General features: G+C 30.3%; 20 protein-coding genes and 1 pseudogene. 1 reads left to right on the forward strand and 20 read right to left on the reverse strand.

Going from position 1 to position 19,231, the window contains the following annotated elements; translation table 11 throughout:
• Nucleotides 1-218 precede the first annotated feature (218 nt).
• The 14 genes and pseudogenes from L6653_RS08815 to L6653_RS05360 form a co-directional block, all read right to left on the reverse strand.
• Nucleotides 219-841, reverse strand: a pseudogene (locus tag L6653_RS08815) (fumarylacetoacetate hydrolase family protein).
• Between the two features lie 337 nt (nucleotides 842-1,178).
• Nucleotides 1,179-2,558, reverse strand: a complete 1,380-nt coding sequence (locus L6653_RS05300; protein ID WP_236785838.1) for a GntP family permease — start codon at nucleotides 2,556-2,558, stop codon at nucleotides 1,179-1,181.
• 10 nt (nucleotides 2,559-2,568) lie between these two features.
• The gene (gene pdxA / locus L6653_RS05305) at nucleotides 2,569-3,561 is read right to left on the reverse strand and encodes a 4-hydroxythreonine-4-phosphate dehydrogenase PdxA (RefSeq protein ID WP_236785839.1); all 993 of its coding nucleotides are present in this window, start codon (nucleotides 3,559-3,561) and stop codon (nucleotides 2,569-2,571) included.
• A 2-nt stretch (nucleotides 3,562-3,563) separates the two neighbouring features.
• Entirely contained in the window at nucleotides 3,564-4,844 is a 1,281-nt protein-coding gene (locus tag L6653_RS05310; protein WP_049690019.1) for a four-carbon acid sugar kinase family protein, read from the reverse strand.
• 18 nt (nucleotides 4,845-4,862) lie between these two features.
• Entirely contained in the window at nucleotides 4,863-5,591 is a 729-nt protein-coding gene (locus L6653_RS05315) for a DeoR/GlpR family DNA-binding transcription regulator (RefSeq protein WP_162489897.1), read from the reverse strand.
• Nucleotides 5,592-5,686: 95 nt separating this feature from the next.
• Entirely contained in the window at nucleotides 5,687-6,544 is an 858-nt protein-coding gene (locus L6653_RS05320; RefSeq protein ID WP_236785840.1) for a DegV family protein, read from the reverse strand.
• Between the two features lie 73 nt (nucleotides 6,545-6,617).
• A complete protein-coding gene (gpmA, locus tag L6653_RS05325) occupies nucleotides 6,618-7,307 on the reverse strand; it encodes a 2,3-diphosphoglycerate-dependent phosphoglycerate mutase (protein ID WP_236785841.1) in 690 nt (229 codons plus the stop codon).
• Nucleotides 7,307-8,356, reverse strand: coding sequence for a rod shape-determining protein (locus L6653_RS05330; RefSeq protein ID WP_236785842.1), 1,050 nt, complete (start codon nucleotides 8,354-8,356; stop codon nucleotides 7,307-7,309). The genes gpmA and L6653_RS05330 overlap by 1 nt, the downstream gene beginning before the upstream one ends.
• A gap of 8 nt (nucleotides 8,357-8,364) precedes the next feature.
• Nucleotides 8,365-9,534 carry a methionine adenosyltransferase gene (gene metK, locus L6653_RS05335; protein ID WP_060802732.1) on the reverse strand — a complete coding sequence of 390 codons (1,170 nt, stop codon included), beginning with the start codon at nucleotides 9,532-9,534 and terminating at the stop codon, nucleotides 8,365-8,367.
• A 40-nt stretch (nucleotides 9,535-9,574) separates the two neighbouring features.
• Nucleotides 9,575-10,051: a 2-C-methyl-D-erythritol 2,4-cyclodiphosphate synthase gene (ispF, locus tag L6653_RS05340; protein ID WP_236785843.1), complete on the reverse strand. Its 477-nt coding sequence runs from the start codon at nucleotides 10,049-10,051 to the stop codon at nucleotides 9,575-9,577.
• Nucleotide 10,052: 1 nt separating this feature from the next.
• The gene (ispD, locus tag L6653_RS05345; RefSeq protein ID WP_236785844.1) at nucleotides 10,053-10,742 is read right to left on the reverse strand and encodes a 2-C-methyl-D-erythritol 4-phosphate cytidylyltransferase; all 690 of its coding nucleotides are present in this window, start codon (nucleotides 10,740-10,742) and stop codon (nucleotides 10,053-10,055) included.
• A 1-nt stretch (nucleotide 10,743) separates the two neighbouring features.
• Nucleotides 10,744-11,844 carry a PIN/TRAM domain-containing protein gene (locus tag L6653_RS05350; RefSeq protein WP_236785845.1) on the reverse strand — a complete coding sequence of 367 codons (1,101 nt, stop codon included), beginning with the start codon at nucleotides 11,842-11,844 and terminating at the stop codon, nucleotides 10,744-10,746.
• Between the two features lie 15 nt (nucleotides 11,845-11,859).
• Nucleotides 11,860-12,339 (reverse strand): CarD family transcriptional regulator, encoded by a 480-nt coding sequence (locus L6653_RS05355; protein ID WP_060802728.1) that lies wholly within the window; start codon nucleotides 12,337-12,339, stop codon nucleotides 11,860-11,862.
• A gap of 94 nt (nucleotides 12,340-12,433) precedes the next feature.
• Nucleotides 12,434-13,360, reverse strand: a complete 927-nt coding sequence (locus L6653_RS05360; protein WP_236785846.1) for a diacylglycerol/lipid kinase family protein — start codon at nucleotides 13,358-13,360, stop codon at nucleotides 12,434-12,436.
• 167 nt (nucleotides 13,361-13,527) lie between these two features.
• Here L6653_RS05360 and L6653_RS05365 point away from each other — a divergent pair, with 167 nt between their 5' ends.
• Nucleotides 13,528-14,076, forward strand: coding sequence for an energy-coupled thiamine transporter ThiT (locus L6653_RS05365; RefSeq protein WP_236785847.1), 549 nt, complete (start codon nucleotides 13,528-13,530; stop codon nucleotides 14,074-14,076).
• A 177-nt stretch (nucleotides 14,077-14,253) separates the two neighbouring features.
• Here L6653_RS05365 and L6653_RS05370 read toward each other — a convergent pair whose 3' ends face one another.
• The 6 genes from L6653_RS05370 to L6653_RS05395 all read right to left on the reverse strand — a co-directional run bounded on the left by L6653_RS05370 (nucleotide 14,254) and on the right by L6653_RS05395 (nucleotide 19,188).
• The gene (locus L6653_RS05370) at nucleotides 14,254-15,180 is read right to left on the reverse strand and encodes a type I phosphomannose isomerase catalytic subunit (RefSeq protein WP_236785848.1); all 927 of its coding nucleotides are present in this window, start codon (nucleotides 15,178-15,180) and stop codon (nucleotides 14,254-14,256) included.
• A 349-nt stretch (nucleotides 15,181-15,529) separates the two neighbouring features.
• Nucleotides 15,530-16,699: an IS110 family RNA-guided transposase gene (locus L6653_RS05375; protein ID WP_236785121.1), complete on the reverse strand. Its 1,170-nt coding sequence runs from the start codon at nucleotides 16,697-16,699 to the stop codon at nucleotides 15,530-15,532.
• A 371-nt stretch (nucleotides 16,700-17,070) separates the two neighbouring features.
• Entirely contained in the window at nucleotides 17,071-17,883 is an 813-nt protein-coding gene (locus L6653_RS05380; RefSeq protein ID WP_236785849.1) for a hypothetical protein, read from the reverse strand.
• Nucleotides 17,876-18,565 carry an ABC transporter ATP-binding protein gene (locus tag L6653_RS05385; protein WP_236785850.1) on the reverse strand — a complete coding sequence of 230 codons (690 nt, stop codon included), beginning with the start codon at nucleotides 18,563-18,565 and terminating at the stop codon, nucleotides 17,876-17,878. The genes L6653_RS05380 and L6653_RS05385 overlap by 8 nt, the downstream gene beginning before the upstream one ends.
• A complete protein-coding gene (locus L6653_RS05390; RefSeq protein ID WP_236785851.1) occupies nucleotides 18,565-18,924 on the reverse strand; it encodes a GntR family transcriptional regulator in 360 nt (119 codons plus the stop codon). Before L6653_RS05390 ends, L6653_RS05385 begins: the two co-directional genes overlap by 1 nt.
• Complete coding sequence (locus tag L6653_RS05395) at nucleotides 18,925-19,188, reverse strand: glycine zipper domain-containing protein (protein WP_236785852.1); 264 nt, start codon at nucleotides 19,186-19,188, stop codon at nucleotides 18,925-18,927.
• Between the last annotated feature and the right edge of the window lie 43 nt (nucleotides 19,189-19,231).

The raw sequence follows: 19,231 nt of genomic DNA on the forward strand, positions 1-19,231 counted from the left end.
TGTAGTCTCCATGAAATAGTCAAAGCTATAGAGATATCAAACATTCCACAACACTATGTTTAGTGTATAATATTCTATTGTAAATTTCCATAGAATGACTACAACTATATGATACAAGAGATCTCACTAGATTTCTCCACTCACTACGTTCGGTCGAAATGGGCATATTTTTAGTTTGTCAACAACCTGAAGCAAGAAGTATCTTGCTTTTTTATATCTTATCCTACTTTATTTTTTAAAACACCAATTTTTTCAATTTCCATTTCAGTTTCATCATATTTTTTCAAAAATCTAGGAGGATCAAAGGCCATTCCAACTCCAGATGGAGTACCTGTTGCTATGATAGTGCCTTTTTTTAAGGTCATAGCTTCCGACAAATTTTCAATCATTTTATCCACAGATAAAATCATATTTTTTGTAGAATTTTCTTGCCTTATTTCTCCATTTATTTTTGTTCTAAGCCTTAAATTATTATAATCAAAACTTCCATCATTTAACAAAATACAAGGCCCATTACAGACGAACCATCAAAACTTTTTCCATAGTACCATTGTTTGTATTTAGTTTGAAGTTCTCTTGCTGAAAGGTCATTAAAAATTGTAAAACCAAATATATAATTTTTAGCCTCATTCGCCTTTACATTTTTACAATCTTTTCCAATAATCACTCCAAGTTCGATTTCATAATCAAGACAATCGGTTATTTTTTCATTTAAAAGAATCTTTTCTTCATTTCCAAGAATTTTATTTGCTCTCTTAGAAAAATAAATTGTATCAACATTTTTGGCAAAATCTTCTTTAGAAACAAGTTCAAGCTCATCTTTATGATCTAGATAATTCATCCCTATACAAATTATATCTTGTTTTGGATATTCTATTGGACTTAAAATTTTATAAGGTCCACTCACTTCCTCCAAACTTAAAAGATCAGGCTTTAAAGGGTTTATTTCTTTTTCTATTAGATCATTTATATCAGAAAGTTGATATTTTAGATTATTTAAAATATACCTTTTTTTATTTTTTCTATTAAAATCTTTTTCTTATTTTCTATTTCAACATATAAAATTTTCATACCTACTCCTTTTAATTTTCCGTTTATAATCTATAGCCAAGGAAATATTCATAAATTAAAAACTCCACAATAAATACCCATGGGATTTATCATGAAGTTTTATAATTTTAACCAAATAGTAGGTTTAAAATAACTATTGAAACAAATCCAACAGCCCAAGCAATTGTTGATATTATTGAATATCCCTTTATTTGCTCTTTGGCCTTTGTTAAACCTAACGATCTGTTTACAACCCAGAAAAAAGAATCATTAAAGTATGAGAAAAATATTGATCCAACACAGGCTGATAGGGTTGCAAACACTGGATCTACTCCCAACTCTAAAACTATAGGAGCTGAAATTGATGCTGATGTTAACATAGCAACCGTTCCTGACCCTTGTATAAATCTAATTAATGTTGATATTATAAATGGCAACAACAATGGATTTATTTTCATCTTTGAAATTGAAGTTGCTATATTAGATCCGACACCAGATTCTGTTAGAACTTTTCCTAAGGCTCCTCCACCACCTGTGACAAGAATTATTATTCCTGCAGACTGGATGCCTATTTCTAACTCTTTTATCACCTTATCTCTTGACATATTTTTAGTTAGGGTAATAATCGCTATTACTAAACCTATTCCAACAGCAACTATAGGTGTTCCCAAAAATACAAAAGCACTTAAAATTCCTTTTATTTCAAATCCTTTTACTTTTGAAAGAGCTCCTATTATTGTATTTATTAAGATGAGTATTATAGGAACTATTATTGGTAAAAATGCTATTGTTGCTGATGGCATTTTTTCATTTTCATCTAATCTATAATCAACTATTTTACTTTCTTCTTGAATTTCTGGTCTTATCCAATCTCCATTTTCATCTGGCAATTGGTAAACCTTTTTCCCATAGTATCTAGCGTATAATAAGGTTGCTACAACCATCGGTATTGCTATTACTATACCCCACAAAATAACAGCACCTACATTTGCTCCAAAAATTCCAGCAGCTCCTACAGGTCCTGGAGTTGGTGGAACCAAGGTATGGGTTATTACAAGTCCTGATGCTAGGGCAAGTCCTAATGTAATAACTGATTTTCTTGTATTTTTTGATAGGGCCTTTGCCACTGGAAATAAAATTATAAAGCCTGAGTCACAATAAATTGGAATTGAAACTAAAAATCCTGTAATGGCCATGGCCAAATCTTCCCTACCCTTACCAAATATTTTTATAAAGGTTAGGGCCATTCTCTTTGCAGCATTTGAAATTTCAAAAAGCTGTCCCATCATTACCCCAAATCCAATTATTATTCCTATACTTCCAAGTGTACCTCCAAATCCATCCGTTACACTTTTTATTACTTCTTCATAAGGCATTCCGCCGGCCACTCCTATAAAAAGAGCTGAAATAATAAGAGCTAAAAATGTATGTATTTTTGTTTTTACAATAAGCCCTATTAGTAGGACAAGTCCTACTATTAAGGCTATTAATATTCTATTATCTGACATATTTTACCTACTATCTTCTAAATTGTGGGCCATATTTTGCAGCAAGTTTCACAGCCTCTACCATGCTTACTTCTGATGCAATATTTTTTCCTGCAACATCAAAGGCTGTTCCATGGTCTACAGAAGTTCTTAAAAATGGCATTGAATTTGTAAGTGAAATTGTCTTCATAAAGTTATATGTTTTTGTAGCAATGTGTCCTTGATCGTGATAAAGTGACAAAACTGCTCCATATTTTCCTTGAAGTCCTTGGGCAAATACAGAATCAGCTCCAACAGGTCCTACGACATCAAATCCTTTTTTCTTAGCATCTTCTATTGCTGGACTAATCTCTTCTACCTCTTCGTATCCAAACAAGCCATGCTCGCCTGAGTGTGGATTTAATCCAGCAACTGCAAGAGTTCCTTCAACTCCTAATCTCTTCATAGCTTCTGTACATCTTTCAATGTATTCATAAACCTTATCATATTTAACTTGATCTATTGCATCTTTTAGTGAAAGGTGTCTTGATAAGAAAAACACTCTCAGTCCTTCTACTTCAAACATTGTAAGTGGATCTTTTACTCCAGATATTTTTTCAAACATTTCTGTATGCCCTATAAATGGTATATCAGCTGCCCTTAATGATTCTTTATTGATTGGTGATGTAGCAACAGATTCTACTTCTCCATTCATAGCAAGCTCACCTGCTTTAAAAATATATTCATAAGCTGCCTTACCACAAGCTGCACTTACTTCTCCAAATTCATAATCTTCTGGCATATTTTTTAAATCTATTAAATCTATTGTTCCAAATTCATATTTTCCTTCGTTTACATGTTCAATAATATTTATTTTTAAATCAAGGCCTGTAACTTTTAAGGCTTTTTCTAAAACATTTTTATCTCCTACCAAAACTATATCAGCTTGGTTATACAATTCTTTTACATTAAATGTTTTTACTACTATTTCTGGTCCTATTCCTGCTGGATCTCCTAATGTTACTGCTATTCTACTTCTTTTCATTTTTATTCTCCTTTGCTTAATAATCTGTCGATACATTTTACCATTATTTGGTCTGTTCCAACCATGCCACCCTTACTTACAATTTTTAAACCATCTACACATCCACCTATAAGTCTTCCATAGGCAACTAGAGGTTCTATTTCTTCTCTTATTTCAATTCCTTGGCTGCCAAGCTCTTCTGTTACTGCTATTGTTACATCTCCTCCAGAAGTAAAGGCCCCAGATATTGCCTTGTCCTTAACTATTATTTTTTTTGCAATTTTGGCAAGTCCTCTAGAAATCATAAGAGATAGGTCATCAATACTCATATTTTTTTCTTCAGAGATTGATTTTAAATCAAGTCTTTTTGCAATATCATCTGGTGTTGTAGTTATTATAACTAATTTCCTTTCCTTTAACTCTTTTTCTGCAAGATTTGTTGCTCTTTCGATCTCTTCTAAAGCTAGGTTTATGTCTATTAGTTTTATAGGATCTACTTCAAGTTTAAAAGAATTGAAATTTTTGTATAATTGTTTCATTTGATTAATTGTCACATTTGTAACTGAGCCGATTACTGCTAAAGCCTTTGTACTAATGTGACTTTGCTTATAAAGAATTTTTGTTACTTCTTTTGTAAATGGACCTGGATCTACGCTAATAAAGTTTACTTTGCTTTCTATACTTGCTTTAGCAATCATTCTTATTTGCTCATTTGTTATAGCATCAAATATAAGAAGGTCATAGTCTTTATTTTCAATTATTAATTTTTTTATATTTTCAAGACCCTTTTCAATATCATTTATAGATATATGTTTGATTTTTCCTTCATAATCTTTTTTAAAATTCTCGCTAACCAAGTTAGATACGGCTGATATTTTTGAATCCTTGCCTGCATCTGTATTCATCAAGGGAATTCCATCTACGTACATAAAATCGTTTACTACAATTCTTTTAGAATCTGGAAAAGATGGAACACAAATAGCCAAGCTTTTATTTCCTAAAGCATCTTGATAAGCCTTAAGTTCCGATCCTAGGTTTCCTCTTAGGGTAGAATCTATCCTTTTAGAATATAAAATTACTTCATCTTTTTTAACTTTATTAACTTTTTCAAAAACTCTTTTATAAGCTTGAGCTGAACTCATAGCCCTAGAGTCGGTTGTAAAAGCAAATACATCAATTTCTCCACGAAGATCACTAATATCGTTTCCAGTGATACTTGCAGTTGTTAAGCCTATCCCCTTCATCAAGGCACAATTTGCATTGGCACCCGTCAGATCATCGGCTATTATCATTACCTCTTTCATAATCCCTCCTTTGAATTTTTAAATGTTAGATTTAAAATCTTCAGTTATAAAATAATCAAATTCATCACACTTGTTGAAAGAATAGAAACCTGTTTTCCCAAATTTACTGCTATCTGTCATCATTATGGATAAATTAGAATTTTCAATCATTTTTCTTTTTATCCTTCCTTTTTTTTCTGATGTTGAGTAAACAAACTTTTCATCATAGGCATCTGTACCCATAAAACAAATGTCTGCATGCAGTCTTGATAAGTTCTCAAGTCCATCAATAGAAGATAAGGTTCTTGTTTTTGTATCTACATATCCACCTAATAAATATGTTTTTATATTTTCAAAATCCGATAAGATGTAGGCTATTCCTAAATCATATGTAATAACTTCTATATTTTTATATTTTTTAATATAATCAACAAGCATATAAGTTGTAGTTCCAGAATCTAAGAATATAACTATGTCATCTTCTAAAAACTTACTTGCCTTTAAGGCTATAGATTTTTTTAAATCTATATTTATGGTTTTCTTGTTATCAACCGCAAGTTCTTTTATATTTTTTTGAATCTTAATAGCTCCACCGTGGGTTCTTTTGGCAATATTTTTCTCTTCAAGCTCTTTCAAATCTTTTCTTATAGTTACTTCAGAAACATTAAGATCATCTGCCAAATCGGAAACATTAACCCTGTAATCTTTATTAAGTTTACTTTCGATAAATTTCAATCTTTCTTCTAAAAACATTTTATTTAATTTCATTTCCTTTCGTTTACTTTTATATAATACCACGCTTAAAAATTTTTTGCAAACATTTTTACAAAAAAAATACCAAGCTATACATGGCCTGGTATTTTTTAGCAATCAACAACACTTACAAGTAGAGATTTGGGTCCTAGGTGGACTCCAAATACTGGTGGGACTGACATTTCTTTGAATAGTTTTGCGTTTTTTATTTCGTCTTTTAATAATTCTTTTATTATTTTTATTTCTTCTAAACTATTCCCTTCACCAATTGCTAAAATGTATTCTTTTTTATCTTGAATTTTTTCCTTAAGAATTTTCGCCATTTCTTTGAAAGATTTCTTTTTTCCTATTACTCTTTTAGCGATTTTTATTTCTCCTTCTTTCATAGTGAAAATAGGTGTGAATTTCATTAGACTTGCTACTTTACCAATAGATTTTGGTAACCTACCTCCTTTTACAAGGTAGTCAAGAGTATCTACTCTTACAAATACATTTGCTTTTTTTACATCTTCTATAGCCTCCTTATAAATTTCTTGGTAACTTTTACCAGCTAGTGCAGATTTTGCGGCCTTAGTCGCTATAAAATATATGGGTAGGGATGCAATTTCTGTATCAATAATATCAATAGTTACATCTTTGTTTTCTATGTGATTTTTTGCCAAATTCATCATATTATTCATTCCAGAAAGCGATGATCCTATCGAAAAGCAAAGAATTTTATTATAACCTTCATTTATATACTCATTTAGCATTTCCGTAAATTCTCCGACTCCAGGAATTGAAGTAGTCACTTTTTCTTCACTTTTACCAAGTTTATCAAAAAATTCTTCACTTTTAATATCAATTTGATCTGTATAAGTTTCACCATCAATATGAATCTTAAAGTAAATAATTCCCATATTATATTTTTTTGCCACTTCAGGACTAATCGAACTTCCCGAATCAACTATTATTTTTATTTTTTCCATTTTTTCCTCTTTTAATTATTTTTTCTTAAAAAAATAGCCTCAAAACAAAAAGTTTTGAGGCCTTATGTCTTTTTTATAAATAATATTTTTTGATTACATTTAGATTATCATCTAATTCGTAAACTAATGGTTGACCTGTTGGAATTTCTAAATCCATTATGTCATCATCTGAAATTTTTTCTAAATGTTTTGCCATAGCTCTTAGTGAGTTTCCGTGTGCTGCAACTAAAACTGTTTTTCCATCGATTAAGTCTTTTGCAATATTATCTGTATAAAATGGAAGACATCTTTCGAGGGTTACTTTTAAGTTTTCTGCAACTGGAATTATATCTTGTGGATATTCTTTAAATCTATCCTCGCTTGCTTGTGCTTTTGCTTCTTCTTCTGATAGAGCTGGTGGAAGTGTATCGTATGATCTTCTCCAAATATGAACTTGTTCGTCTCCGTATTTTTCTGCTGTTTCTTTTTTGTTTAATCCTTGAAGCGCTCCATAGTGACGTTCGTTTAATCTCCAAGATTTCACAACTGGAACATACATTTGGTCAGAATATTCAAGAGCAAAGTTACAAGTTTTTATTGCTCTTTTTAAAATTGATGTATAGGCAATATCAAATTTAATTCCTGCTTCTTTGATTTTTCTTCCAGCTTCTTTTGCTTCTTCAACTCCCTTGTCTGATAAATTCACATCTACCCAACCTGTAAATTTATTGGCAAGATTCCATTCACTTTGTCCATGTCTTACGAAAACTAATTTTTTTGTCATTATCTTCTCCTCATTTTTTCCTTTTTCTCAAGCTGTTTTTGCTTGGCTTTCATTGACTCATTCTTTTCTTCATCGATATTGTCAATCCAAGTAAGGGCGTTTGCTGTTCCCTTGATTACACATTCTCTTGGATCTTCTGCAATTTTTACATCGATTTGAAGTCTTTCATTGATTCTTTTAGCAAGACCCAATGTTAAGGCTCCGCCTCCTGTTAAAAATATACCCCTTTCATACAAATCTGCAGCTAATTCTGGTGGAGTTTGCTCTAAAACATTTTTTACTCCATTTATAATTTTATCAATGGATGGGAGTAAGCATGAATAAATTTCTCCAACTGGAAGATATATTTTTGAAGGAAGCCCATCATCAATAAGTCTTCCTACAACTTCTATTGAATCTGTGTAGTCTGCTTCTTGGGATTTTATTTTTATCATTTCTGCACTAGCATCTCCAATTAGCATCCTATATCTTTTTCTTATGTGATCTTTTATATCATTGTCAAAAGTATCTCCAGAAATTTCTATAGAGTCACTTGTCACAATTTGTCCCATAGAAACCACAGCAATATCAGAAGTTCCTCCCCCAATATCTATAACCATATTTCCTTTTTCATCTGTAATATCTATGTCGGCTCCGATTGCTGCTGCAAGAGGCTCGTCTATCAAATAAACTCTGTGAGCTCCTGCATTTTCTGCTGCTTGAAGAACTGCTCTTTTTTCAATTTGGGTAGCCTTGCTTGGAACACAAATCAAAAGATCTGGTTTGAATAAGGACCTATCTAAAGATTTTTTCAAAAAATATTTTAGCATTTCTTCTGTTGCATTAAAATCTGCAATAACTCCATCTTTTAATGGCTTTAAGGCGATTACATTTCCTGGAGTTCTTCCCAAAATTTTCTTTGCATCTTTTCCAACTGAAAGGATTTTTCCAGTAAGAGTGTCTTTTGCTATAACTGAAGGTTCTTCTAGGCAAATTCCCTTATCTTCTACAAAAACTAGGACTGAGGCTGTTCCCAAATCTATTGCGACACTTTTTCTAAACCTTGACATGGCCTCTCCTATTTATTTTTTAATTTATCAACTTGGTCTAATTTTTCCCAAGTAAAGTCTTTATCATTTCTTCCAAAGTGTCCGTAAGCTGCAGTTTTTTTGAAAATTGGTCTTTGTAAATCTAATTTGTCAATTATGGCTTGAGGTCTAAAATCAAAAACTTCTTTTACAATTTCTGCAAGTTTTTCGTCTTCATATTTTCCTGTTCCAAAACTGTCTACATAAATTGATAGAGGTTTTGCAACTCCGATTGCATAAGCAACTCCAATTTCACATTTTTTGCAAAGGCCTGCTGCTACCATATTTTTGGCTGCATATCTTGCCATGTAAGCTGCTGATCTATCAACTTTTGTAGCATCTTTTCCAGAAAATGCTCCACCACCAGATTTTGAATATCCACCGTAGGCATCTACGATTATTTTTCTTCCTGTAAGGCCTGAGTCACCTTTTGGTCCACCAACTACAAATTTTCCTGTTGGATTTATATAAAATTTAGTATCATCGTCGATGTATTTTGGATCAATAACTTCTTTTATAACTTTTTCGATTACATCTTTTTTAATTTGTTCAAGACTTACATCTTCTGAGTGTTGGGTTGAAATAACTACGGAATCTACTCTTTTTAGTTCTCCATCATCATATTCAACTGTAACTTGACTTTTTCCATCTGGTCTTAAATAATCTAGAATTTTTTCTTTTCTTACATAAGTTAATCTTTGTGCAAGTTTTTGGGCATAAACTACTGATAAAGGAAGGTATTCTTCTGTTTCATCATCTGCATAACCAAAAACCATTCCTTGGTCTCCTGCTCCGATTTTGTCGTACTTATCATTTGTAGATTTAAAATCCATTGAGTCGTTTACACCTTGAGCAATGTCAGGAGATTGTTCAATCAAAGAAGTTAAAACTGCTACGTTTTGATAATCAAATCCTAATTTTGGATCATCATAACCAATTTCTTTTATTGTATCTCTTGCTATGCTTTCTATTGGTGCGTAGGCGTTTGTTGAAATTTCTCCAACAACTAGGACAAGACCAGTTGTTGTTACACATTCACAAGCTACTCTTGAATTTTTATCTTGTTTTAAACATTCGTCCAATATTGCATCGGAAATTTGGTCACAAATCTTATCAGGATGTCCTTCTGTTACTGATTCTGAAGTAAATAATTTTTTCATTTTTTAATCCTTTCTATAATTTAAATTATAAATTTAATTTTTAATCGATTTTTTCTAATAAAACCACAGCTCTTGCTTCTATTCCTTCTCCTCGTCCTGTAAATGAAAGTTTTTCTGAAGTTGAAGCCTTGATTGATACATTTTCTTGGTCTGTTTTTAAGTGTTTTGCCAATTTTTTTTGAATTTCTTCTCTTTTTGGTGAAATTTTTGGAAGCTCACAGATAATTACCGTATCCAAATTTTCAATTTTATAGGATTTTTCTTCCATTAATTTAACAACCCTATCAAGAAGTTCGATTGAGTAAATATCTTTAAACTCATCGTCAGTGTCTGGAAATAAATTTCCAATATCTGGAAGATTTAGGGCTCCCAAAATTGCATCCATTATGGCATGAACCAAAACATCTGCATCAGAATGTCCCAAAAGTCCTTTTTCATACTGAAATTCTACTCCACCCAAAATTAGTTTTCTATTATAAACTAATTTGTGAACATCATATCCTATTCCAATTCTCATTTTAATCCTCTAAAAAACCCCTAGCAAATATCAAATCTTCTGGTGTAGTCATTTTTATATTTGAATATTCGCCTTCGACTACCTTTATTTTTTCTTTACTAAATATTTCAAAAAGCTGGCTATCATCTGTTATTGTAAAACTACTTTGTGTATATTTTTGGTAAAAATCCAAAATCATATCCTTGTCAAAGGCTTGTGGAGTTTGAACATTATAAACCTCTTTTCTAAGTGGTGTTGTTTTTACCATTAAATTTTCATCTACAATTTTTACCGTATCTTTTGATTTAACTGCACTTATTACAGCCTTATACTCTTTCAAATTGTCTATTACTTTTTCAAATAATTCTTTGCTTGCAAAAGGTCTTACCCCATCGTGGGTTAAGACCAATTTTGAATTTTTATCTACAGCTTTTAGGCCCTCATAAGTTGAAAGCTCTCTCGTTTCTTTTCCAAAAACATAGGAAATTTTCTTTTCATATTTTTTTAAAATATCTTTCAAATAATTTTCGTCTTCTTTTCTTATCACTACAATTATTTGGTCAATTTTTTCAAGAGTTACTATGGTATCAAGGCTAATTTCTAGAATTTTTCTGCCCATAATTTCTATGTAGGGTTTTGCCTTGTCGGATTTCATCCTAAGTCCATTTCCAGCTGCCGTAATTACTGCCGATATTTTTTTGCCATCTATCATATTATTCCTTTGCTTTTACAAATATCATTTTCCCAGCCGATGTTTGCAAAACACTGGTTACTGTTGTATTAATTTTCTTTCCAATCAAATCTTTTCCATCTTCTACAACAACCATAGTTCCATCTTCAAGATATCCAACTCCTTGGTTTCTTGATTTTCCTTCTTTGATAACTTCAATTTCCATTATCTCCCCAGGTAAAACTTTTGTTTTCATTGCATTTGCCAAATCATTTATATTTAAAACTGTAATTCCTTGAACATCTGCAACCTTATTTAAGTTATAGTCATTTGTAAAAATCTTTGCTCCTTTTTCTTGGGCAAATTTTAAAAGTTTTGAATCAACTTCTTTTATTTCTGGAAAATCTTTTGAACTAATTTCAAGATTTATATCCTTATTTTTTTTAATCTCTTTTACAACATCAAGCCCACGTCTGCCCCTTTCTCTTTTCAAATCATCGGGACTGTCGGCTATGTGTTGGAGTTCTTCTAGGACAAATTCTGGTATTATAAGTTTTCCTTCAATAAAATTTATCTTTATAATATCCAAAATTCTCCCATCAATTAAAACTGATGTGTCTATTAATTTTAAGGATGTATCCTTTAAATTTTCTTTTTTATTCTCTCTTCTATTTGAAATTTTTACTTCTTTTACTTTTTGGAATATTTGAGGGTACTTGTCCGGATATTTTGATGCAATTCTCCAACCCAAAAGTCCAAAGCCCAAATAAATAATAATGGATAATAGCACAAAAATCGAATTACCAACTACTGGTAACGACAAAGAGCTTAATGGTTTGGTTGCAAGAAAGGCTAAAATTAAACCTACAATCACTCCGCTTATTCCAACTGCCACACTAAGAGGCGGTAAGTCCTCCAAATATTTTTCTAATTTCATAAATACATCTTCCATCACTTTATAAATAAAACCTGATAGAAAATAAAATATGCCTGCAAATACTAAAGCTATTAGGACATTAAGTGCAATGAAAAAAACAGAACTATCTATTGTAAAATCCACAACAGATAGTACCAATTTTAATACAGATATGCCTAGAATAGCTCCGATTACAGAAAACATAATTCGAAATATTCTATTTAACATTATCTTCTCCTATTTTTATAGTCCGATTGATTCATCAATCATTTTTTCGGCCTCATCTTTTTCAAGAGAGCCTGACATGACTAATTCACTAGCCATAATTCTTCTTGCCCTGTTCAAGAGCTTTTTTTCTGTTGTTGAAAGTCCCTTGTCATCGTCCAAGGCAACAAGGTCTCTAACCATAACTGCAATTTTGAAAATATCTCCAGTTTTTAAAATTTCTTGGTTTTTCCTATATCTTAGGTTCCAATTTGAATTTAAATCTTCTGGATCTTCTTCTAAAATTGCAAGTATTTCTTCCCCTTCTTTTTTTGATATAACATCCCTAATATTCATTTTATTGATATTTGCTTTTGGAATTGATATATCCATGTTACCTATAGGCATTTTGAGTATAAAATATTCTTTTTCCTCGCCTAAAAATTCTTTGGTTTGTACTGAATCTATTATCCCAGCCCCGTGCATAGGATAAACTATTTTATCACCGATTTTAAACATTTTGACCTCCTAGGTTCTCTCTATTATTATAACCTTTTTTGGCCAAATAGTAAAATCAAATAATTTTACAGTATACTACCTCTATATTCTTTTGTCAATTAATTTTTTTATTGGAAATTAACTCTTTGCTATCTTTTGAAAATCCAGTCCTAAGTTTAACTGCCCTGTTTAAAACTTTGACTTCACTTTTTTTGTAAGATCCGCCAAAATCTCCGTCCAAAGTCCAATCAATTTTTTCATCACTTTCAACTTTAAAAACAGATCCTGACCTAAAAATTATATTGTCATTTTCTTTTTTACTTCTAAGCCCATCAATAATCTGATTTAATTCTATTAGTCCATTTGGTTTTTTTACCAAAACAGCTTCAAAAACTCCATCATCTAGGCCGATATTTTTATTATAAAAATTATTAAAGCCTCCAACCGAAACAGAATTAGTCGCCATAAAATGGATAAATTCTCCTTCAAAAACCTCATCATCAATTTTTACTTTCGCCTTGTAAGATTTTAAATTTGAAACAGTTTTTACCCCTTCCAAAATATAGGCAAATCTTCCAAAAATATTTTTCATTGATTGGTCCGTTTCGTAGGAAACTTGGGCGAATGATCCGAAGGCTGCAACGTAGGTAAAAAATTTAGAATTAAATTGTCCAACATCAACATCCATGACCTCGCCATGTATGGCATATTTGCTAGATTTTTTTATATCAGAAGGAATTTTTAATGATCTTGCAAAATCATTGGTCGATCCTGTTGGAATGTATCCTATTATTGAATTTTCTTTTGCTTTTAATAAACCTGATACAACCTCATCCAAGGTTCCATCGCCTCCGCTTACCAAAATTTCATCATAATCCTTGGCAAATTCTTTGACCTTTTCTCTGGCATCATTTGCCTTTTGAGTTGCATAGACTGTTGGAAAATATGAATTTTTGCTGAAATATTCAACAATCGAGCTTAAATAATTTCCTATAGTCCTTTGCCCACTCATTGGATTATATATATATAATAATTTTTTCATTTTATCCCTCAATTTTTGTAAATAATATATCTACATTTTACTAATTTTTCTTCATTTTTAAAGTATTCTTTTCTCATATTATTTCATATTATTTTCATTTTATTTCTTAACGTGATATACTTAAAATTGTTATTATATAAAATATAACAGAAAAAAAGGAGTAAAATATGGAGAAAAATAATACAAGATTTATAGTTGAAGGAGGAGTGTCAATCGCCCTTTCCTTTATACTTTCTTTTGTAGTTTTATTTAAAATGCCACTTGGTGGATCAGTAACACTAGCATCTAGACTTCCAATTGTGATTTTTGCAATAAGATGGGGAGTTAAAAAAGGCTTGTGGGCAGCTTTGATTTTTGGAGTTTTGAATTTACTTACTGCAACAACAATACTACATCCAGCCCAAGCTTTATTGGATTATATCCTATCTTTTTCAGCAATTGCCATTTCTGGAATTTCTTTTGGAAAAAGCAAAAGCAAATTTTCTTATATACCATCAATTATTATTTCATATTTAGTAAGTGGAGCGTTCAATGTTATCAGTGCTTTTATCTTTTTTAATGATATGGCAACAGCAAAAGCTGCAGGATTTACTAATTTTACCTTGTACGCTTTCGCATATAACTATTCATTCTTGTCAGTAGACGCTTTGATTTTGATAGTGGTATTCTTATTAATTTTTGATAGGTTAAAAGCTTATTTAAATAAACAAAATTAAAAAACTATTTTTGCTTTCAGACTGTTTAAAAAATAAACCCATTTCGAAAAAAAGTAGTAATTTGAGAAATCTCATGAGATCTCTCGACTTTCGCTCGAGATGGGTTTTGTTTTATTACTAATAATTTATAAAGTAAAATTATAAATATTTTGGGATAATTAAAGATCTTTTTTCTTATTATTTTGAAGTTGATTCTACAATTTCTAAATTTCCCTTAAAAGAGTAAGATTTGGCATAATTTGTGATTATAAAAAAATCTCCTTTTTTTATTGGATATTTTTCTCCATCTATTATAATTTCTCCCTCACCATTTATTAGGCTTTCTAAAATATAAGGATCTTTTCTTTCAAATGAAGTTTCTTTTTCTACATTTATTTTTTTTACTGTAAAATATTCATTATCATACAAAATTTCTGTATTTTTTCCTAAATTTTCGTGAATTTTTTCAGTATCTAGACACTTTAAGGCTTTTTTTGATTTTTCTAAATGTAGATCTCTTTTATTTCCGTTTTTATCTTTCCTATCATAATCGTAAAGTCTGTAAGTTATATCTGATGCTTGTTGGATTTCTAAAATCAAGGAATCTTTTTTTATGGCATGGACCATGCCGGCTGGAACTTTAAAAAAATCTCCTTTTTTTGAATCTTCTTCTTTTAATAAATCTTCCCATTTTTCTTTATCTATTAAATCAAGAGCTTCTTTTTTATTCTTTGTTTTTAAGCCATAGATTATTTTTGCTGGATTTTCATTTAAAATATACCAACACTCACTTTTTCCGTAGGAATTTTCTTTTTTTGCCATTTCATCATCAGGATGAACTTGGATTGATAAATCATCATTTGCATCTATTAATTTTATTAAAAGGGGAAATTTTTCTTTTTTTTCATTACCAAAAAGGTCTTTGTGGTTTTGGTATAAAAAATCTAAATTTTCTCCCTTATATTTTCCCTTTAAAATTTTTGAAGGAAAATCTTTCATAGCAGATATAGCCCAATATTCTCCTATATTTTCTGATTCGAATTGGTAGGGAAATTCTTTTTTAAGCCTATCTCCTCCCCAAATCTTTTCTACAAATTTTCCTTTTAAAAATAATATTTTTTCCATAAGTCACCTCTTTTTTATTATACTAAGAAAAAAACAAAGCCCAAGGATAAACCCCAGGCTTAGTCTATATATAAAAAGTATTTTAGATAGTTATCTTAATATAATTAAAATAAAGCTACAAACCCATCTCGACTAAGTGAGTGAAACGAACGCATGGAGACTAACTATCGGATGTCAAGAAAAAAATAAAAAAATCAAACTAATAAAAATAGGTTTATATTTTATGAATATTCATTAAATATGAACCTATTTTTCTATTAAATATGAGATTTAAATATAAAATAACATAAAAATGAGCATAGTAAACAAACCATCAAGCTTGATGGTTTAAAATATTCTAATATTATTTTTAAACTTTACTCACATATACTTCATTTTCTTTCAATAAATAGAATATTACCCTAACCAATTTTCTTGCTACATGAGTAAGAGCCACATAATGATGTTTTCCCTCAGCCTTCTTTTTTAAATAATATTCTTTAAAAACAGGTTCAATTTGACTAATAATAAAAGCAGCCTTAAACAAACTATCACGCAAATAAGAACTACCTCTTTTACTCATAGTACTAAAAGAAGAATGAAAAGTCCCAGATTGACTTATAGAAGGATCCAAACCAACATAAGCCAACAACTTAGAAGAAGAATCAAATCTGTTAATATCCCCAATTTCAGAAATAATAGTAGGACCAAGTTCAATACCAATACCAGGAATACTCATAATAGGACTATTAATATCATCAAGTAAAGGCTTAATCATTACATTAATCTCATCAATTTTCCTATCCAAAAAATACAAATAATCAATAGACTGTTTCAATTGAAAAGAAACAGAATAAGAAAAATACCCAATAGAATTTCTAGCAGCATCCCTAATAATCAAAGCCTTATCCTTAGAATAAGCACCTCTAGATGCATTCTTAATTAAATTAGAAAGCCTAGTAATATTAGCCTTAGAAATTTCATAAGCAGAAGAAAACTCATAAAGGATAGCAAGAACATACTTAGAAAAAACATCATTACAAACATTACAAAGTTCAGGAAAAACAATATCCAAAAAAGAAACAATAGAGTTTTTTAATCTAGACCTATCCCTTTTCAAAATAGACTTATACCTACATAGTGACTTAAGATCATAATTATGATAAAATTCAAAAAGAGTAGGATTAGAATCACAGGTAGTTTTTAAAAGCTTAGCAATGAAGAAAGCATCAACCTTATCAGTTTTAGTATTTCTAAAACTATCAGCTCTTCTAAAAAGACAAGTTTGAAAAGGGTTAAAAAAGTGAATATTAAAATTCAAATCAAGAAGAAATCTAGATAAGTTGAGATGATAATTACCAGTATATTCTAATCCTATTCTAATATTATCCCTATCATAAGAAGAAAGTTTATCAATTAAAAAATCAAAACCCTCTCTAGAATTCTTAATTTCAAAATGTTCCCCCATATCAAAATTATCCCCATCAGAAAGAAAACAGTTATGTTTAAACTTAGAAACATCAATTCCCAAAAAAATCATAAAAACCTCCGAAAAAAATAGTTGTGCATCCACATAAGAAATGTCATGTAACCTTGTACAATAAAGCGTCAAGCGCTATCTAACTAATAAACAAAAAAACATAGCTATGTGGTTGTAGTCTCCATGAAATAGTCAAAGCTATAGAGATATCAAACATTCCACAACACTATGTTTAGTGTATAATATTCTATTGTAAATTTCCATAGAATGACTACAACTATATGATACAAGAGATCCCATGAGATTTCTCCGCTCGTTGCACACGATGAATCGGGATAAACAACCGAAATCAACGGTTGTTTATCTGGTCGAAATGAGAATTTTTTAGTTTGTCAACAGTCTGAGCCCAAGGATAATCCTTGGGCCTTTTTTTATGCTACTGTTAACTTATTTTTGTGGAAGAAATTTGTGAAAAATATTTGTATTGATGATACTACTATGTTTAAAATAGTACCTAGTCCCATTATCCTCGTCAATTCTTCTACAGTTTCTACATTGCTTAAATAGAAACCGTTTTGTATTTGACTTGAACTTTTTGATACATCTATTGAGAATGTTTCTAAAAATTTAACTCCAAAGGTTAGTCCTAAAATTGAAATTACTATTGTTATCAAAATAAAGACTAATATAGGTCCAAATTTTCCTAAATCTTTGAAAGTTTTACTTGAACCAATACTTATTGACGCCAAAATTCTTGTAAGTGTTGCAATAAGAGAAATTAAAGCTGTAATTATAAAGACAAGTATAGTTTTTGATGGTACTTGGTCTAAAATTGTTTTTATTTGCTTAAATATTTGGCTTATATCCTCTCCCCTTGCTCCTGTTGTAATGAAAAAGAATCCGACAAATTCTATCAAAAATATTAAGCCTGCAAGTAAGGCAATAATCATTATATTTAAAATTCTTGATGTAGTTATATCTTTTGATTTTACTGGAAGGACGTCATAAAAGGCAGCTTCTTCGCCATAAAACTTTTTATAATCATTTAAAATTACAATTATCATAGATATTGCAAAGGATGAATACATAACTAGCATTGAAATAACTGTTATAAAATCCAAAAACGCTGAATCTAGATATGAATTTATAAAATTTAATACTACTGCCAATATAATAGGAATAACTATCCAAGGAAAGATATCCCTAATATTTTCTTTTAATTGGTGTTTTAATAATTTAGCCATTGAAAACCTCCTCAAAGTATTCTTCAACTCCCATCTTGTGCTTTTCTCTCAAATCATCAATATTTTCTTCCAAAATAATTTTTCCATCAGAAATAAATACAACTTTATCCAAAAGTCTTTCTATTTGACTTATCAAATGAGTTGAAATAATCATAAGACCATCAGAATCAAAGTTATCAATTATTACATCCATAATTTTTCTCCTACTTGCAGGATCAATTCCACTCATAGGCTCATCCAAAAGATATAAATCGGACTTTCTTGAAAGAGAAAGGGCAATTTGAACCTTATCTTTCATTCCCTTTGACATATTTTTTATTTTCATCTTCATATCAAGTTTGAAATCTCTGATTATTTTTTCAAATTTTTCCTTTGAAAAATCATCAAAAAATTCCCCGTATAAATTTGAAATTTTTACCAAATTATATGATTTGTCCAAAGGAAGGTGGTCTGGTTGGTAGGATACAAAAGATTTTGTAAGATGATTTGGATCTTCTCCTCCAATTTTGACCTCCCCAGCATAATTTTTTTCAAGACCTGCAAGAATCCTAAGTAAGGTTGTTTTTCCCGATCCATTTGGTCCCAAAAGTCCAACAACTTTTCCCTTTTCAAAAGATAAGTTTAATTTATCCAAAACAAGTTTGTTTTTATATGACATAGTCAAATTTTTAATCTCTAACATTAGTCCACCTCCCAAAATTTATCAAGACCATCAAGAGCATCTTCTTTTGAAATTTTTAAATTTTTTGCATTATTTATAAAATCTTCGCAAATTATTTCAAAAGCATTTTTTGATAAAGATTTGATTAAATCTTTATCCTCAGTTACAAACCTTCCAGCCGTCCTTTGGCTTTTACAAAGACCATCTCGCTCAAGCTCTGCCAAAGCCCTTTGAACAGTATTTGGATTTACCTCATAAAATTTAGCCAAATTTCTTACAGATTCAATTTTTTCACCAGACTTCCAAATCTCACTTGAAATTTTCGACTTAAAATCTTCCAAAATTTGAAGATAAATAGGTCTATCATTATCAAATTCCATTTAAGCCTCCTTTTTTTCAATCGCTTGGCCAATAGTTAAACCTAAAAGCATTCCAATAGAAATCCAATAACCTAGATCATCAAAAAGACTTCCAAAAGCTGCTCCAAAAACTATGCCAAGGCCAATTCCTTCCGCCAAATAATTTCCATAGTTTTCTAAATTTTTTTCATTTTCATTTTTATAATTTTTGTCCAATTTTTTTATCAAAAAAATAAAAGAAATTCCTAATAAAATTATTGGAAAAATTATTTTTAAAATATCCATACATTTTCCTTTTTGTATCTCTGTATTATTGTACCACTTCATT

Source organism: Anaerococcus ihuae (assembly GCF_928368155.1).
Lineage (GTDB): Bacteria > Bacillota > Clostridia > Tissierellales > Peptoniphilaceae > Anaerococcus > Anaerococcus ihuae.

Bases quoted from the DNA above. Each gene is read 5' to 3' on its own strand.
- L6653_RS05300 (WP_236785838.1), bottom strand. From the start codon at position 2,558: ATGTCAGATAATAGAATATTAATAGCCTTAATAGTAGGACTTGTCCTA.
- pdxA (WP_236785839.1), bottom strand. From the start codon at position 3,561: ATGAAAAGAAGTAGAATAGCAGTAACATTAGGAGATCCAGCAGGAATA.
- L6653_RS05310 (WP_049690019.1), bottom strand. From the start codon at position 4,844: ATGAAAGAGGTAATGATAATAGCCGATGATCTGACGGGTGCCAATGCA.
- L6653_RS05315 (WP_162489897.1), bottom strand. From the start codon at position 5,591: ATGAAATTAAATAAAATGTTTTTAGAAGAAAGATTGAAATTTATCGAA.
- L6653_RS05320 (WP_236785840.1), bottom strand. From the start codon at position 6,544: ATGGAAAAAATAAAAATAATAGTTGATTCGGGAAGTTCGATTAGTCCT.
- gpmA (WP_236785841.1), bottom strand. From the start codon at position 7,307: ATGACAAAAAAATTAGTTTTCGTAAGACATGGACAAAGTGAATGGAAT.
- L6653_RS05330 (WP_236785842.1), bottom strand. From the start codon at position 8,356: ATGTCAAGGTTTAGAAAAAGTGTCGCAATAGATTTGGGAACAGCCTCA.
- metK (WP_060802732.1), bottom strand. From the start codon at position 9,534: ATGAAAAAATTATTTACTTCAGAATCAGTAACAGAAGGACATCCTGAT.
- ispF (WP_236785843.1), bottom strand. From the start codon at position 10,051: ATGAGAATTGGAATAGGATATGATGTTCACAAATTAGTTTATAATAGA.
- ispD (WP_236785844.1), bottom strand. From the start codon at position 10,742: ATGATAGATGGCAAAAAAATATCGGCAGTAATTACGGCAGCTGGAAAT.
- L6653_RS05350 (WP_236785845.1), bottom strand. From the start codon at position 11,844: ATGTTAAATAGAATATTTCGAATTATGTTTTCTGTAATCGGAGCTATT.
- L6653_RS05355 (WP_060802728.1), bottom strand. From the start codon at position 12,339: ATGTTTAAAATCGGTGATAAAATAGTTTATCCTATGCACGGGGCTGGG.
- L6653_RS05360 (WP_236785846.1), bottom strand. From the start codon at position 13,360: ATGAAAAAATTATTATATATATATAATCCAATGAGTGGGCAAAGGACT.
- L6653_RS05365 (WP_236785847.1), top strand. From the start codon at position 13,528: ATGGAGAAAAATAATACAAGATTTATAGTTGAAGGAGGAGTGTCAATC.
- L6653_RS05370 (WP_236785848.1), bottom strand. From the start codon at position 15,180: ATGGAAAAAATATTATTTTTAAAAGGAAAATTTGTAGAAAAGATTTGG.
- L6653_RS05375 (WP_236785121.1), bottom strand. From the start codon at position 16,699: ATGATTTTTTTGGGAATTGATGTTTCTAAGTTTAAACATAACTGTTTT.
- L6653_RS05380 (WP_236785849.1), bottom strand. From the start codon at position 17,883: ATGGCTAAATTATTAAAACACCAATTAAAAGAAAATATTAGGGATATC.
- L6653_RS05385 (WP_236785850.1), bottom strand. From the start codon at position 18,565: ATGTTAGAGATTAAAAATTTGACTATGTCATATAAAAACAAACTTGTT.
- L6653_RS05390 (WP_236785851.1), bottom strand. From the start codon at position 18,924: ATGGAATTTGATAATGATAGACCTATTTATCTTCAAATTTTGGAAGAT.
- L6653_RS05395 (WP_236785852.1), bottom strand. From the start codon at position 19,188: ATGGATATTTTAAAAATAATTTTTCCAATAATTTTATTAGGAATTTCT.